This window comes from Streptomyces phaeochromogenes (assembly GCF_001418655.1).
Lineage (GTDB): Bacteria > Actinomycetota > Actinomycetes > Streptomycetales > Streptomycetaceae > Streptomyces > Streptomyces phaeochromogenes.
The window spans coordinates 1-14,850 of sequence record NZ_LIQZ01000365.1; the positions used below are offsets into that span (position 1 = coordinate 1).

Genomic DNA, 14,850 nt, shown 5'->3' on the forward strand with positions numbered 1-14,850 from the left:
AGTTCCCCGCGCCCCTGAGGTGGGTCGGGCTTGATGCCGTCTATTGGGTGCGGGCCGGCCTTTGCTGAGTGCGCAGTTCCCCGCGCCCCTAAAAGCGCAGGGTGCCCCACGCTTTTTAGGGGCGCGGGGAACTGCGCGAGCAACCCCAGAACACCTGCACCCAACAACCAACCCGCGCCCCTGGGGCCAAGGGGCGCGGGGAACTGCGCGGCCAGCAAAGGACGACCCGCACTCCTCACGCAGCCCGCAACCGCCCCCGCGCCTCCATCAACGCGAACCCCAGCAGATTCGCCCCCCTCCACCGCGCAGGATCAAACGCACGGTCGTCGTCCGCCGCCAACCCGATCCCCCACACCCGATCAAGAGGACTGGCCTCAACAAGCACCCGCTCCCCCGTACCCAGCAGAAACGCCCGAAGTTCGCCGTCCGAGGCGAACTTCCCCACGCTTCCCTCCACGACGATCCCGAACCGCTCCTGCTCCCACACAGCCTCGTCGAACCCCCGCACCAGCCGCCCCGCCTTCTTCGCGAGCGCGGGATTCGGCGCGTCGAGAGCGAGCCGCTCGGCCCGCTCGTCACCGAACAGCCGCGCTTTCCGCGCCATCATCCAGTGCTCGGCCGTCCGGTACTCCACTCCGTCCACCGTGAACGGCGACGGCCACCACTGGCTCAGACAGCCCGCCCCCACCTGCCCGTCGGCCCGCGCCCGGTGCCCCCAGAAGTGGAGGTACTTGACCTTTGCCCCCGACCGGACCGCGCTGACCAGCGCGTCCCGCGAATCGATCTTCCCCATGCACGCGAGTCTGGCAGGAACCACTGACACTCCGTCCCTCCTTTTCCAAGCGAACTCGACACCTGGTCGACAGATTCCGTCGCGTAACCAAAAGGCAACAACGGAATCACTTGTTGGAGGGCCGTTGCTCTGTCAGGATCGGCACTCAAATCGAGCTGGAGCTACGCCGACCCCCGGTGCACGGGGAGGACGGCGGAGGAGAGCGACATGCACAATCCGGGCCATCGCTTCCAGGCACAGGACCGCTTCGAGGCGGGCGCGCAGTACATCGCGGGCCGGCTGACGAAGGGCACGTCCGGCCGCACCCACGCGGTCGTCGATCCGGCCACCGGCGACGACGTATACACGTACGAGCTGGCGAGCACCGTGGACGTGGACGCGGCGGTCGCCGCCGCCCGCGAGGCGTTCCCGGGCTGGGCGGCCACCACCCCGGGCGAGCGCTCGGACGCCATGCACCGCTTCGCCTCCGTGCTGGCCGACCGCGCGGAGGAGTTCGCGCAGGCGGAGTCACTCCAGTGCGGCAAGCCGATCAAGCTGACCCGGGAGTTCGACGTCCCGGGCACGATCGACAACACCGCCTTCTTCGCGGGTGCCGCCCGGCATCTGCAGGGCCAGTCCGCCGGTGAGTACTCCGGCGACCACACCTCGTACGTACGCCGTGAACCCATCGGTGTCGTCGGCTCCATCGCGCCCTGGAACTACCCCCTCCAGATGGCCGCCTGGAAGGTCCTCCCGGCGATCGCCGCGGGCAACACCATCGTCCTGAAGCCCGCCGAGCTCACCCCGCTCACCTCGCTGCTGTTCGCCGAGGCGGCCACCCAGGCGGGCATCCCGGACGGTGTCGTCAACATCATCACCGGGGCCGGCAAGGACGCCGGCGAGCATCTCGTCGGGCATCCCGACGTCGCGATGACTTCGTTCACCGGGTCCACCGCCGTCGGTAAGCGCGTCGCCGAGATCGCTACCGCCACTGTCACGCGGCTTCACCTGGAGCTCGGGGGCAAGGCGCCCTTCGTGGTCTTCGACGACGCGGATCTGGATGCCGCCGTGCACGGCGCGGTGGCGGGCTCCCTCATCAACACGGGGCAGGACTGCACGGCCGCCACGCGCGCGTACGTGCAAAGGCCCCTCTACGAAGAGTTCGTTTCCAGGACCGCGGACCTGATGGCGACCGTCCGGCTCGGCGACCCGTTCGCGCCGGACACCGACCTCGGGCCGCTCATCTCGTTCGCCCAGCGCGACCGCGTCGCCGGATTCGTCGACCGGGCGCGCTCCTACGCGCGCGTGGTCACCGGCGGTGAGATCCCGCAGGACCTCAAGCACGGGGCGTACTACCGGCCCACCCTGGTCGCGGACGCCGCGCAGGACAGCGAGATCGTGCAGTCCGAGCTCTTCGGTCCCGTTCTCGTGGTCCTGCCCTTCGACAGCGACGACGAAGGCATCCGGCTCGCCAACGACACCCCGTACGGCCTCGCCGCCTCCGCGTGGACCCGTGACGTGTACCGCGCGAACCGGGCCACGCGCGAGATCAAGGCGGGCTGTGTGTGGGTCAACGACCACATCCCGATCATCAGCGAGATGCCGCACGGCGGATACAAGGCGTCCGGTTTCGGCAAGGACATGTCCTCGTACTCGTTCGAGGAGTACACCCAGATCAAGCACGTCATGTTCGACAACACCGCGGTGGCCAGGAAGGACTGGCACCGCACGATCTTCGGGGACCGCTAGTCGTCACCGGCCAAGACCAGGCCGCACCCTCCCGAAAGGGCACCACGAGCATGGAGCAGTACGAGCCCGACAGCCTGTCCCCGGCCCAACTGGCCGCCATGCGGCGCAGCCTCAGGAACGGCAGGGCCTCCCTCACCCGCCGTTCGCTGCTGCGCGCGAGTACCGGCGGCGCGCTCGCGCTCGGCGGGCTCGGGACGCTGAGCGCCTGCGGGATCCCCGCGGCGAAGAACACCGCGGGCGTCTCGTCCGAGGACCACTCGGCCAAGGAGAAGCAGATCAGCTTCTCCAACTGGACCGAGTACATGGACGTGGACGACAGCGAGAAGCACCACCCCACGCTCGACGAGTTCACCAAACGCACCGGCATCAAGGTCAAGTACACCGAGGACATCAACGACAACGTCGAGTTCTTCGGGAAGCTCAAGCCGCAGCTCGCGGCGGGCCAGGACACCGGCCGCGACCTGATCTGCGTCACCGACTGGCTGGCCGCCCGGCTCATCCGCTTCGGCTGGGTGCAGAAGCTCAACGCCTCCAACCTGCCGCACGCCTACGCCAACCTCTCCCAGCAGTTCCGTACGCCGGACTGGGACCCGGGACGGGCGTACTCGTACCCCTGGACCGGTATCTCCACGGTCATCGCCTACAACAAGAAGGCGCTGGACGGCGTGGAGGTGAAGTCCCTCTCCGACATGCTCGACAACCCCAAGCTCAAAGGGCGCATAGGCCTGCTGTCGGAGATGCGGGACAGCATGGGCATGACGCTGCTCGACATGGGCAAGGACCCGGCGAAGTTCAGCGACGACGACTTCGACGCGGCGATCGCCCGCCTCCAGAAGGCCGTCGACCAGGGGCAGATCCGCCGCTTCACCGGCAACGACTACACCTCCGACCTCACCAAGGGCGACCTCGCGGCCTGTGTCGCCTGGGCCGGTGACGTCGTCCAGCTCAAGGCGGACAGCCCGGACGTCGACTTCGTCATCCCGGAGAGCGGCTATCTGACGTCCACGGACAATCTGCTGGTCCCCAACAAGGCGCGGCACAAGACCAACGCCGAGCGGCTCATCGACTACTACTACGAGCCCGGTCCGGCCGCGCAGCTCGCCGCGTACATCAACTACGTCTGTCCCGTCGACGGCGTGAAGGCCGAGCTGGCGAAGATCGACGAGTCGGCGGCGGACAACCCGCTGATCATTCCCGACGCCGCCATGGCGGCCAAGTCCCACTCCTTCCGCTCCCTGAGCACGAAGGAAGAGACGGCCTACGAAGAGAAGTTCGCGAAGCTGACAGGGGCGTAACGCCTCCGGCGGGTGCGGATCCGGTGGTCCAGGCAAGCCCGGGCGGGTGCCCGGCGCCCTGGGCGGCAGACACCGGTTCCACCGCGGACCTGCCCGTACGGCACGGCTTCCGTGTCCCGCCCCCGGACCACAGACGACCCCGACACCCAGGGACCACACCATGACGAACGACACCGGCGGCGACGTCCGCCTCTCCGGAATCAGCAAGACCTACGGCTCCTTCACCGCCGTCCACCCGCTCGACCTGACCGTGCCCCAGGGCTCGTTCTTCGCGCTCCTGGGCGCCTCGGGCTGCGGCAAGACCACCACCCTTCGCATGATCGCCGGTCTGGAGGAACCTTCCTCCGGCTCGGTCCGGCTCGGCGACCAGGACGTGACGAACCTGCCGCCGTACAAGCGGCCGGTGAACACCGTCTTCCAGTCGTACGCGCTCTTCCCGCACCTCGACATCTTCGAGAACGTCGCCTTCGGTCTGCGCCGGCGCGGCATCAAGTCGGTGAAGAAGCAGGTCGAGGACATGCTGGAGCTGGTCCAGCTCGGCGAGCAGGCCCGCAAGAAGCCGCACCAGCTCTCCGGCGGCCAGCAGCAGCGCGTCGCCGTGGCCCGCGCGCTGATCAACACCCCCAAGGTCCTCCTCCTCGACGAGCCCCTCGGCGCCCTCGACCTCAAGCTGCGCCGCCAGATGCAGCTGGAGCTCAAGCGCATCCAGACCGAGGTCGGCATCACCTTCGTGCACGTCACGCACGACCAGGAGGAGGCCATGACCATGGCCGACACGGTCGCCGTGATGAACGCGGGCCGCGTCGAGCAGCTCGGCTCGCCCGCCGACCTCTACGAGAACCCGAACACCACCTTCGTCGCCAACTTCCTCGGCACCTCGAACCTCATCGAGGCCGAGGTCGACACCAAGTCCGGCGACGACATCGTCCTGAAGGCGGGCGGCGGCAAGCTCGTCCTGCCCGCCGCGCGGTGTTCCGCGCCCACGACGACCGGCGGCAAGGTCCTCGTCGGCGTACGCCCCGAGAAGATCTCGCTCACGCACGCCGACGACGCGGGCGAGATCCCGGTGGGCCGCAACCGCATCACCGGCACGATCGCCGACTCCAGCTTCATCGGCGTCTCCACGCAGTACGTCATCGACAGCCCGGTCTGTCCCGAGTTCGAGGTCTACGCCCAGAACATAGACCGCGACCCCCGGCTGGTGCCCGGCACCGAGGTCGTCCTGCACTGGAACCCGGCCCACACCTTCGGTCTGGACGCCGCTCAGGACATCGACGCCGGGATCGAAACGGTCGAGGAAGAGGCGGCCTGATGACGACCGTCACCGACGCGCCACCCCTGGCGCCGACGCCCGCTCCCGAGGAGCGCCCGCCTCGGAAGAGAGGGCGCCTCACCCCGTACTGGCTGCTGCTCCCCGGCATCCTCTGGCTGCTCGTCTTCTTCGCGCTGCCGATGGTCTACCAGGCCTCCACGTCCGTGCAGACGGGCTCCCTGGAGGAGGGCTACAAGGTCACCTGGCACTTCGCGACCTACTGGGACGCGGTGGCCGACTACTGGCCCCAGTTCCTGCGCTCCATCGCGTACGCCAGCACCGCCACCATCCTGTGTCTGCTGCTCGGCTATCCGCTCGCCTATCTCATCGCGTTCCGCGCGGGCCGCTGGCGCAACCTGATCCTGATCCTGGTGATCGCGCCGTTCTTCACCAGCTTCCTGATCCGTACGCTCGCCTGGAAGACGATCCTCGCGGACGGCGGCCCGGTCGTCGGCGCCCTCAACACGCTGCACGTCCTGGACGTCACCAGCTGGCTCGGCATCACGGCCGGGGACCGGGTCCTTGCCACACCGCTCGCGGTGGTCTGCGGTCTCACGTACAACTTCCTGCCGTTCATGATCCTGCCGCTCTACACCTCCCTGGAGCGGATCGACGGGCGGCTGCACGAGGCGGCGGGCGATCTGTACGCGAAGCCCTTCACGACCTTCCGCAAGGTGACCTTCCCGCTGTCGATGCCCGGTGTCGTCTCCGGGACGTTGCTCACGTTCATCCCGGCGAGCGGCGACTACGTGAACGCCGATCTGCTCGGCTCCACCGACACCCGCATGGTCGGAAACGTCATCCAGACGCAGTTCCTGCGGATTCTCGACTATCCGACGGCCGCGGCGCTCTCGTTCATTCTCATGGCCGGGATCCTCGCCATCGTCACCCTCTACATTCGCAAGTCCGGGACGGAGGATCTGGTTTAAATGGCCCTCGTACGCTGGCTGAAGCGCCGTCTCGTCGTCATAGCGGGTCTGCTGACCCTCGGTTATCTGCTGCTGCCGAACATCGTCGTCACGGTGTTCTCCTTCAACAATCCGAAGGGGCGCTTCAACTATGAATGGCAGCAGTTCTCCACGGACGCCTGGACCGATCCCTGCGGGGTCGCGGACCTGTGCGGCTCGCTCTCGCTGAGCCTGCAGATCGCGGCCTGGGCGACCCTCGGCGCGACCGTCCTCGGCACGATGATCGCCTTCGCGCTCGTCCGCTACCGCTTCCGGGCGCGCGGCGCCGTGAACTCGCTGATCTTCCTGCCGATGGCGATGCCCGAGGTCGTGATGGCCGCCTCGCTGCTCACGCTCTTCCTCAACCTGGGCGCGCAGCTTGGCTTCTGGACGATCCTGATCGCCCACATCATGTTCTGTCTGAGCTTCGTGGTCACCGCCGTCAAGGCGCGTGTCATGTCGATGGACCCACGGCTGGAGCAGGCCGCCCAGGACCTGTACGCCGGTCCCGTGCAGACCTTCGTCCGCGTCACCCTGCCCATCGCCGCCCCCGGAATCGCCGCGGGAGCGCTGCTCGCCTTCGCACTCTCCTTCGACGACTTCATCATCACCAATTTCAACGCGGGCTCGACCGTCACGTTCCCCATGTTCGTCTGGGGCTCGGCCCAGCGCGGAACACCCGTTCAGATCAATGTCATCGGTACGGCCATGTTCATCGTCGCCGTACTGTTCGTGCTGGCCGGAATGGTCATCGGCAACCGCCGAAACCGCCAGAAGGCATAACCGCAGCAATTCTGTTGGGAGTTGAAATCATGGCCCCGAGCGCCATGAGCCGTAGAAAAAATCAGAGCGACAAGAACTGGGCGAAGTCGCTTTCGGACGCCCAGCCGGTCTCGTACTGGCTGGACGACCCCGGCAAGCCCCGCCCCGAGCCCGCCCTCACCACCGCCGAGACCTGCGACCTGCTCGTCGTCGGCGGCGGCTACAGCGGGCTGTGGACCGCGCTCCTCGCCAAGGAGCGCGACCCCGGGCGCGAGGTCGTCCTGGTCGAGGGCCGCGAGGCGGGCTGGGCCGCCTCGGGCCGCAACGGCGGTTTCTGCGCCGCCTCCCTCACCCACGGCCTGTCCAACGGCCTGACCCGCTGGCCCGACGAGATCCACAAGCTGGAGGAGCTGGGCGCCCGCAATCTCGACGGCATCGAGGCCACCGTCGCCCGCTACTCCCTCGACTGCGACTTCGAGCGCACCGGCGAGATCGACGTCGCCACCGAGCCGTACCAGGCGTCCGAACTCCGCGACTGGTACGAGGAGTTGGAGCGCCGAGGCCTGGCGAACGGCGTCGATTACCTGGATGCCGAGGCCGTACGGGAACAGGTCGACTCACCGACGTTCCTCGGGGGCCTGCACGACCGCCGCGGCGTCGCCATGCTGCACCCCGCCAAGCTCGCCTGGGGCCTCAAGCGCGCCTGCGTCGAGCTGGGTGTCCGGGTGTACGAGAACACGCCCGCGCTCACCCTCAGGCCGTACGGCGCCGGTATGGCCGTACGCACTCCGTACGGCAGTGTCCGTGCCCGCCGGGTCGCCCTCGGCACGAACATCTTCCCGAACCTGGTCAGGCGCGTGCGCTCGTACACCGTCCCGGTCTACGACTACGCGCTGATGACCGAGCCGCTGACCGCCGACCAGCTCGCCTCCATCGGCTGGAAGAACCGGCAGGGCCTCGGGGACTCGGCGAACCAGTTCCACTACTTCAGGCTGTCCGCCGACAACCGGATCCTGTGGGGCGGTTACGACGCGGTGTATCCGTACGGCGGCCGGGTGCGCGCCGAGTACGACGACCGGCCTCAGACGTACGCGAAGCTCGCCGGGCACTTCTTCACCTGCTTCCCGCAGCTGGAGGGCGTCCGCTTCAGCCACGCGTGGGGCGGCGCGATCGACACCTGCTCCCGCTTCTCCGCCTTCTTCGGCACGGCGCACCAGGGCCGCGTGGCCTACGCGGCGGGCTATACGGGCCTCGGCGTCGGCGCCACCCGCTTCGGCGCGGACGTGATGCTCGACCTGCTGTCGGGGGAGCGCACGGAACGTACGTCGCTGGAGATGGTCCGCAAGAAGCCGCTGCCCTTCCCGCCGGAGCCGTTCGCGTGGACGGGGATCGCGCTCACCAAGTGGTCCCTGGCGCGGGCGGACGCGCACGGCGGTCGGCGCAATCTGTGGCTGAAGACGATGGACCGGCTGGGGCTCGGCTTCGACAGCTGAGACCGTGTGACCCGCTTCACTCTCAACAAGTTGTCAGAACCCGCGTAATGCCAGGCCCGAACCTCCCTCTCTCCTGTGACGCGACCAGCGTCGACACGAGAAGAAGGAGGTTCCGCCATGACAGGGGCCAAGACGGCGGTCGAGTGGCTGGCATCCGTCGCTCCGGATCCAGAGGCCTGCCGCTGGGAATGGGAGCGCAACCCGCTGGGGGTCGCGCTGCTGCCGGCCGGCAGGGCCTGGGACGTACTCATCCTGCGCGGCGAGCTCGGCTATCCGACGCTCGACGTGCTGACCCGGGTGCTCGATCAGCCGGGCCCGGTGCTCGTCGACTTCGGCGACGCCCGGATGGGGTTCTTCGTTCCCCCGGGCACGGCGGCCCGGTGGCTCGGCACGGGGGTGCGCACGGCGGGACACGGTACGTGGATCGTGGTGCCGTATCCGGGGAGGTCGACCGGCGGGGTCCGCTGGCTGGTCCCACCGGACGGCTCCGGCACACTCACCGACCCGACGCTGCTGGAACTGGCGATGCACGAGGCGGCGGCGGGTCTGGCGACCGATGAACGCGGCTAGCCGCCGAAGACCGCGACCAGTCGTCCATCACCGTGGCGGGCAGCCGATGACCGTGACCAGTCGCTCATCACCGTGGCGGCAGCTGATGACCGCCGCCGGCAGCCGATGTCCACGGGCAAGCCGGAGTTGACCGCGGCCGGCCGCAGTTGACCGCCGCCAGCCGCCGGAGGTCTTGACAACCTGGATTGGTCTGGACCAAATTGGGCGCGCTCCACCCTCCAATTCCCCCACGCCAGGAGGTACTTGTGGATCGCGTCAGATCTGTCCTAGCCCTCTGTGCGGCCACCGTCCTGGCCGTACCCGGCATCACCGCACTCTCGTCGGCCGCCCGTGCGGCAGACGCGGACCTCGCCAGGAACGGCGGGTTCGAGGCCGGCCTCGACGGCTGGACCTGTACGGCGGGCAGCGTGGTCAACTCACCCGTGAGGAGCGGTGGTTCGGCACTGAAGGCGACCCCGGCCGGCAGTGACAACGCGCGCTGCGCGCAGACCGTGACCGTCAAGCCCGACTCCCAGTACACGCTCGCCGGATACGTCCGGGGCGACTACGCCTACCTCGGCGCGAGCGGCACCGGCACCACCGACGTCTCCACCTGGACCCAGTCCGCGCCGGACTGGCAACGGCTCACCACGACCTTCCGCACCGGCGCGTCCACCTCCAAGGTCACGATCTACACCCACGGCTGGTACGGCACCGGCGCGTATCACGCCGACGACATCTCCCTGGTCGGCCCGGGCGTCGACGCCGGACAACCGCCCGCCGCACCCACCACCCCCACGGTCGGCACGGTCACCTCCACCAGCGTCGCCCTGTCCTGGCCGTCCGTCCCCGGCGCGACGGGCTACGCGATCCACCGCAACGGCACGAAGGTCCAGTCGGCGAACGGCACGTCGGCCACGGTCACCGGGCTGTCCCCCTCCACCGCGTACTCCTTCCAGATCACCGCCGTCAACGAGGCGGGCGAGTCCGCGAAATCCCCCGCCGTCACGGCGACCACGACCTCCGGTCCGGGCGGCGGCGACCCCGCGGACCTCCCCGCCCACGCCCTGATCGGCTACCTCCACGCGAGCTTCGCCAACGGCTCCGGCTACACACGCATGGCCGACGTCCCGGGCAGCTGGGACGTCATCAACCTGGCCTTCGGCGAACCCACCTCGACCACCTCCGGCGACATCCGCTTCAGCCTCTGCCCGGCCACCGAGTGCCCGAACGTCGAGAGCGCCGCCGAGTTCAAGGCGGCGATCAAGGCGAAGCAGGCGGCGGGCAAGAAGGTCCTGATATCCATCGGCGGCCAGAACGGCCAGGTGCAACTGACGACCACGGCGGCCCGCGACACGTTCGTCTCCTCGGTCTCGAAGATCATCGACGAGTACGGACTCGACGGCCTGGACATCGACTTCGAGGGCCACTCGCTCTCCCTGAACGCCGACGACACCGACTTCAAGAACCCGAAGACACCGGTGATCGTGAACCTCATCTCGGCCGTGAAGACCCTCAAGGCCAAGTACGGCGCCGACTTCGTCCTGACGATGGCGCCGGAGACGTTCTTCGTCCAACTCGGCTACCAGTACTACGGAACCGGCAAGTGGGGCGGCCAGGACCCGCGCGCCGGCGCCTACCTCCCGGTCATCCACGCCCTGCGCGACGACCTCACCCTTCTCCACGTCCAGGACTACAACTCGGGCCCGATCATGGGCCTCGACAACCAGTACCACTCCATGGGCGGCGCCGACTTCCACATCGCCATGACCGACATGCTCCTCACGGGCTTCCCGGTCGCGGGCGACACCAACAACGTCTTCCCGCCCCTGCGCCCCGACCAGATCGCCATCGGCATGCCGGCGACACCGAACGCGGGCAACGGCCACGTCCCGTCCTCGGAGACCAACAAGGCCCTCGACTGCCTCACCAAGAAGACCAACTGCGGCTCCTACACGACCCACGGCACCTGGCCCGCCCTACGCGGCCTGATGACGTGGTCGATCAACTGGGACCGGTTCGGGGGGTGGGAGTTCTCGAGGAACTTCGACGGTTACTTCGGCTGACGAGCCGTGTCGCTACTGTTGCTGGGGCGCGTGACCATCGCGAGCCCCAGCAGCAGCATGGCGCTCAGACACCAGCTCCCCGCCACGTCCAGCGGCCAGTGGTAGCCGCGGCGGACCAGGCCGAAGCCGACCGCCGTCACCAGGACCAGGCAGCCGATGACGAGTTCGCGGCGGCGGTAGCGGCTGTTGAGCCAGGGGAGCAGGAGGAGGACGGCCGCTCCGTAGGCGACGGCGGCCGTGGCCGTGTGGCCCGAGGGGTAGTAGCCGTCACCGGCCATGCCGGGCGGGCCGGTGCGACCGATCGCTTCCTTCAGAGGTACGACCAATGCCGGTACGGCGGCCATGGCGACCAGTGCCGCGAGCGACGGAACCCACCAGCGGGGCAGATCCGCGCGCCGAGCCCGCCAGGACACGTAGACCACGACCGCGAGCAGCACCGGAACGGCCACCGCGAGATTGCCGAGATCCGCGAGGAACTCGGCGGCACCGGCAGGGAGGCGGCTGTGCCTGATCTCCCCGGCCAGCCGCTCGTCGGCACGGCGTACGGGGCCGTCGACGGCGGCCTGCCAGGTCAGGAGGGCGAAGAGGAGAAGGAGCGGCCCGAGGACCAGGACAGGCCGCACCGCAGCACGCCGCTCACCGTCCGCATGGGAAGGCGCGTGCTGCGATTGCTGCGGATCCGGAACGCTGACCATGTCAGACACCCTGCCAGGTGTGATTGCTCCGGGTGCCAGGGGACGCGCCAGCGCCCTTCAGGGGCGCGGGGCCGTGACATTTGCGGCTCTGCCGCGGGGCGGGACAGGCCCCCACCGATCCGCAGCCACACCACAACAAAAGGCACGCAAACGCGCCGAAAGGCTTGCACCAGGGGGGGTAGGTGCAAGCCCTTCGGTGGAACCGATCAGATCGGGTTGTCGCACGCCCCGGGGGGTTTGGGGCGGGCGACTGTCCGATCGGTGAGGAGATCCGAAGCCAGAAGCTCCGGTTGTGTGCGCGAGGCACGCCCAGGGCGAAGCTGGGGAGGCCCCGTCCCGGTACCGTCCACAGTCCCCTGTGGACGGGGTGTATCTCTCATCTGGGTAGAACCTACGTCAGGGCCGAGGGCTCCGACAGGTGGATTCGCGTCCCGCCATGCACCTCGCACACGTTCTTCACACGCCCCGCTCCTCACCGCCGCGACACCGGAACCGATGAGACAGACTCCGCTCAGATGCGGGCAAAAGCCTGCTCGATGATGTCGAGACCCTCGTTCAGCAGGTCCTCGCCGATGACCAGCGGCGGCAGGAAGCGCAGCACGTTTCCGTAGGTGCCACAGGTCAGGACCAGCAGGCCCTCCTGGTGGCACGCCTTGGCGAGTGCGGCGGTCGCCTCCGCGTTCGGCTCCTTGGTCGTACGGTCCTTGACCAGCTCGATGGCGATCATCGCGCCGCGGCCCCGGACGTCGCCGATGATGTCGAACTTCTCGGCCATCGCGCCGAGGCGGGCCTTCATGACGGCCTCGATGTTCTTCGCCCTGGCGTTGAGGTCGAGCTCCTTCATCGTCTCGATCGAGCCGAGCGCGCCCGCGCAGGCCACCGGGTTGCCGCCGTAGGTGCCGCCCAGGCCGCCCGCGTGCGCGGCGTCCATGATCTCGGCGCGGCCCGTGACGGCGGCGAGCGGCAGACCGCCCGCGATGCCCTTGGCGGTGGTGATCAGGTCCGGGACGACACCCTCGTCCTCGCACGCGAACCACTGGCCCGTACGGCAGAAGCCGGACTGGATCTCGTCCGCGACGAAGACGATGCCGTTGTCGGTGGCGAACTTGCTGAGGGCCGGCAGGAAGCCCTTGGCCGGCTCGATGAAGCCGCCCTCGCCGAGCAGCGGCTCGATGATGATCGCGGCCACGTTGTCCGCGCCGACCTGCTTGCTGATCTGGTCGATGGCCTGCGCGGCGGCCTCGGGACCGGCGTTCTCCGCACCGGTCGGCCAGCGGTAGCCGTACGCCACCGGCACCCGGTAGACCTCGGGCGCGAACGGGCCGAAGCCGTGCTTGTACGGCATGTTCTTCGAGGTCAGCGCCATCGTCAGGTTCGTACGCCCGTGGTAGCCGTGGTCGAAGACGACGACGGCCTGCCGCTTGGTGTACGCCCGCGCGATCTTGACGGCGTTCTCGACGGCCTCGGCGCCGGAGTTGAAGAGGGCGCTCTTCTTGGCGTGGTCGCCCGGCGTCAGCTCGGCCAGTGCCTCGGCGACGGCCACGTAACCCTCGTACGGCGTGACCATGAAACAGGTGTGGGTGAAGTCCTGGAGCTGGGCGGAGGCCCGGCGTACGACGGCCTCGGCGGACGCGCCGACGGACGTCACGGCGATGCCGGAACCGAAGTCGATCAGCCGGTTCCCGTCGACGTCCTCGATGATCCCGCCGCTCGCGCGCGCGGTGAAGACGGGCAGCACGGACCCCACTCCGGCCGCGACCGCGGCGAGACGGCGGGCCTGCAGTTCCTGCGACTTCGGACCGGGAATGGCGGTGACGACGCGGCGCTCCTGCGGAAGTGTGCTCATGAGGGGCTCCCTGGGGGTCTTGCGAACGGCTTGGGGAAGGTATTTGGGAAGGGCTTCGGAACTGGCTTCCGAACGGCTTCGGGAAGGGCGTGGCGGACGGTCCGCGAACGGGTTCTTCGGACGCTCCGCTTCCTTCCTCGCAGGCTAGAGCCGGGAATGGGGGGTGGGCATGCTCCATCTGGGCGTTGTCGGGAGATTCGGTTGTCCGCCATGGACATAGCGTGGGCGGGGAGCGGCGAGGGGCCGGGGTGTCCGTATCGCCGCGTACCCGGCCCGGTAAGCGGTGAACTCCCCTTGTGAGGGCGTTAGATTGACTCGCAAACCACGTACGGAGCGGCTGGTCAGGGGTGGCAGAGGCGATGGACAGCGACGGCACGCAGGACGCACGGGGCACGCACGCCGATCGTGTGCCGCGGCCGGCGGGACCGCCCCAGGTGCCGCCGCGGCCCGCGCAGGCGCCCGGGATGCCGCCGGCGCCGGACGGCTCCACCTTCCTCACCTGGCTGCGGACCCCGCGGCCCGAGGCCGCGCCGGGCGTGTGGCGCTTCGGACACGTGCCGCGGCCGGATGAGGAGCCCGAGCAGATTCCGGCCCGGCAGCTGATCGGCGGGGCGCTCATCGCGTTCCTCGTGGGATGGCTGATCTGGTCGCTGCTGTGGAACGGATACCTCGGCGGATGGTGGCTGCTGCCGCTCTACGCGATGATCCCCGACTCCTGGGCCGAGCCCCACAGCTTCGGTTCCGTCGTGGTCGTCTACGCCTACTACGTGGCCATCGCCATGGGGATCATGATCGGAGTCGGGCGCCTCGGCCGCTGGAGCGAGCTGTGGAAACGCTACGGTCTGCCCGCCTGGCGCCGGGCCGCGCCCGTGAGCGAGCGCCCGCCCGCGCCCGAGGAAGACCCCGCCCAGTGGAACCAGCTCCGCGCCGCCGGAGCCGCCGACGCCGCCGAGCGGCTCGGTGCCGAGGCCCGGGCCGGACGGATGCGCGATGTCGACCAGGCCAGGATCGCCCGGGCCTGGCAGGGCGTGCGGAGCGGGCGGCACAGTCTCGCCACCTTCAGCGGGGCCGTACTGAAGGACGGGGCCGCCGCCTGTCTGCACCCCTCCGGGGAGCGGGATCTGCCCGGACGCCTCGCGAAGCACGACCTCGTCACCGGGCAGGTACGGCTCGGCACGACCGCCGACGACCCGCGGAACCCGTACTCCTACCGCGGAACCGGCCTCGCGCTCGGACCGGACCTGCTGGGCACCTCGCTGCTCGCGGTCGGGCCCGCCGGGTCCGGCAAGACGGGCGGGGTCGTCTGGCCGCTCGCCGAGTCGCTGTGCCTGCACGCGCTCGCGGGGCGGGCCGCCGTGGTCGTC

11 protein-coding genes and 1 pseudogene are annotated in these 14,850 nt (G+C 69.2%); 9 read left to right on the plus strand and 3 right to left on the minus strand.

The genetic code is table 11. The features are described from left to right. Positions 1-235: 235 nt before the first annotated feature. Positions 236-793 carry a riboflavin biosynthesis intermediates N-glycosidase gene (locus AOK17_RS38065; protein ID WP_107102603.1) on the minus strand — a complete coding sequence of 186 codons (558 nt, stop codon included), beginning with the start codon at positions 791-793 and terminating at the stop codon, positions 236-238. 207 nt (positions 794-1,000) lie between these two features. Here AOK17_RS38065 and AOK17_RS38070 point away from each other — a divergent pair, with 207 nt between their 5' ends. The 8 genes from AOK17_RS38070 (at position 1,001) to AOK17_RS38105 (ending at position 10,945) form a co-directional block, all read left to right on the plus strand. Beyond that, positions 1,001-2,521, plus strand: coding sequence for a gamma-aminobutyraldehyde dehydrogenase (locus AOK17_RS38070; RefSeq protein WP_055617183.1), 1,521 nt, complete (start codon positions 1,001-1,003; stop codon positions 2,519-2,521). A 50-nt stretch (positions 2,522-2,571) separates the two neighbouring features. After that, entirely contained in the window at positions 2,572-3,816 is a 1,245-nt protein-coding gene (locus AOK17_RS38075; protein WP_055617184.1) for a polyamine ABC transporter substrate-binding protein, read from the plus strand. Between the two features lie 160 nt (positions 3,817-3,976). After that, on the plus strand, positions 3,977-5,128 hold the full coding sequence (locus tag AOK17_RS38080; RefSeq protein ID WP_055617185.1) for an ABC transporter ATP-binding protein: 1,152 nt from the start codon (positions 3,977-3,979) through the stop codon (positions 5,126-5,128). Further along, the gene (locus AOK17_RS38085) at positions 5,128-6,057 is read left to right on the plus strand and encodes an ABC transporter permease (protein WP_055617186.1); all 930 of its coding nucleotides are present in this window, start codon (positions 5,128-5,130) and stop codon (positions 6,055-6,057) included. The genes AOK17_RS38080 and AOK17_RS38085 overlap by 1 nt, the downstream gene beginning before the upstream one ends. Next, a complete protein-coding gene (locus tag AOK17_RS38090; protein ID WP_055617187.1) occupies positions 6,058-6,858 on the plus strand; it encodes an ABC transporter permease in 801 nt (266 codons plus the stop codon). A gap of 29 nt (positions 6,859-6,887) precedes the next feature. After that, a complete protein-coding gene (locus AOK17_RS38095) occupies positions 6,888-8,330 on the plus strand; it encodes an NAD(P)/FAD-dependent oxidoreductase (protein ID WP_055617188.1) in 1,443 nt (480 codons plus the stop codon). A gap of 117 nt (positions 8,331-8,447) precedes the next feature. Further along, positions 8,448-8,900, plus strand: a complete 453-nt coding sequence (locus AOK17_RS38100; RefSeq protein ID WP_055617189.1) for a bifunctional DNA primase/polymerase — start codon at positions 8,448-8,450, stop codon at positions 8,898-8,900. A 245-nt stretch (positions 8,901-9,145) separates the two neighbouring features. After that, positions 9,146-10,945, plus strand: coding sequence for a chitinase (locus AOK17_RS38105; RefSeq protein WP_055617190.1), 1,800 nt, complete (start codon positions 9,146-9,148; stop codon positions 10,943-10,945). Here the strand turns inward: AOK17_RS38105 and AOK17_RS38110 are convergent. Beyond that, entirely contained in the window at positions 10,933-11,640 is a 708-nt protein-coding gene (locus tag AOK17_RS38110; RefSeq protein WP_055617191.1) for a phosphatase PAP2 family protein, read from the minus strand. The two genes, AOK17_RS38105 and AOK17_RS38110, sit on opposite strands and share 13 nt — an antisense overlap. 511 nt (positions 11,641-12,151) lie before the next feature. Beyond that, complete coding sequence (gene gabT / locus AOK17_RS38115) at positions 12,152-13,486, minus strand: 4-aminobutyrate--2-oxoglutarate transaminase (RefSeq protein ID WP_055617192.1); 1,335 nt, start codon at positions 13,484-13,486, stop codon at positions 12,152-12,154. Between the two features lie 359 nt (positions 13,487-13,845). On the opposite strand from gabT, the pseudogene AOK17_RS38120 reads away from it, so the two are divergent. Next, positions 13,846-14,850 (plus strand): annotated as a pseudogene (locus AOK17_RS38120) (ATP-binding protein); the annotation flags it as partial.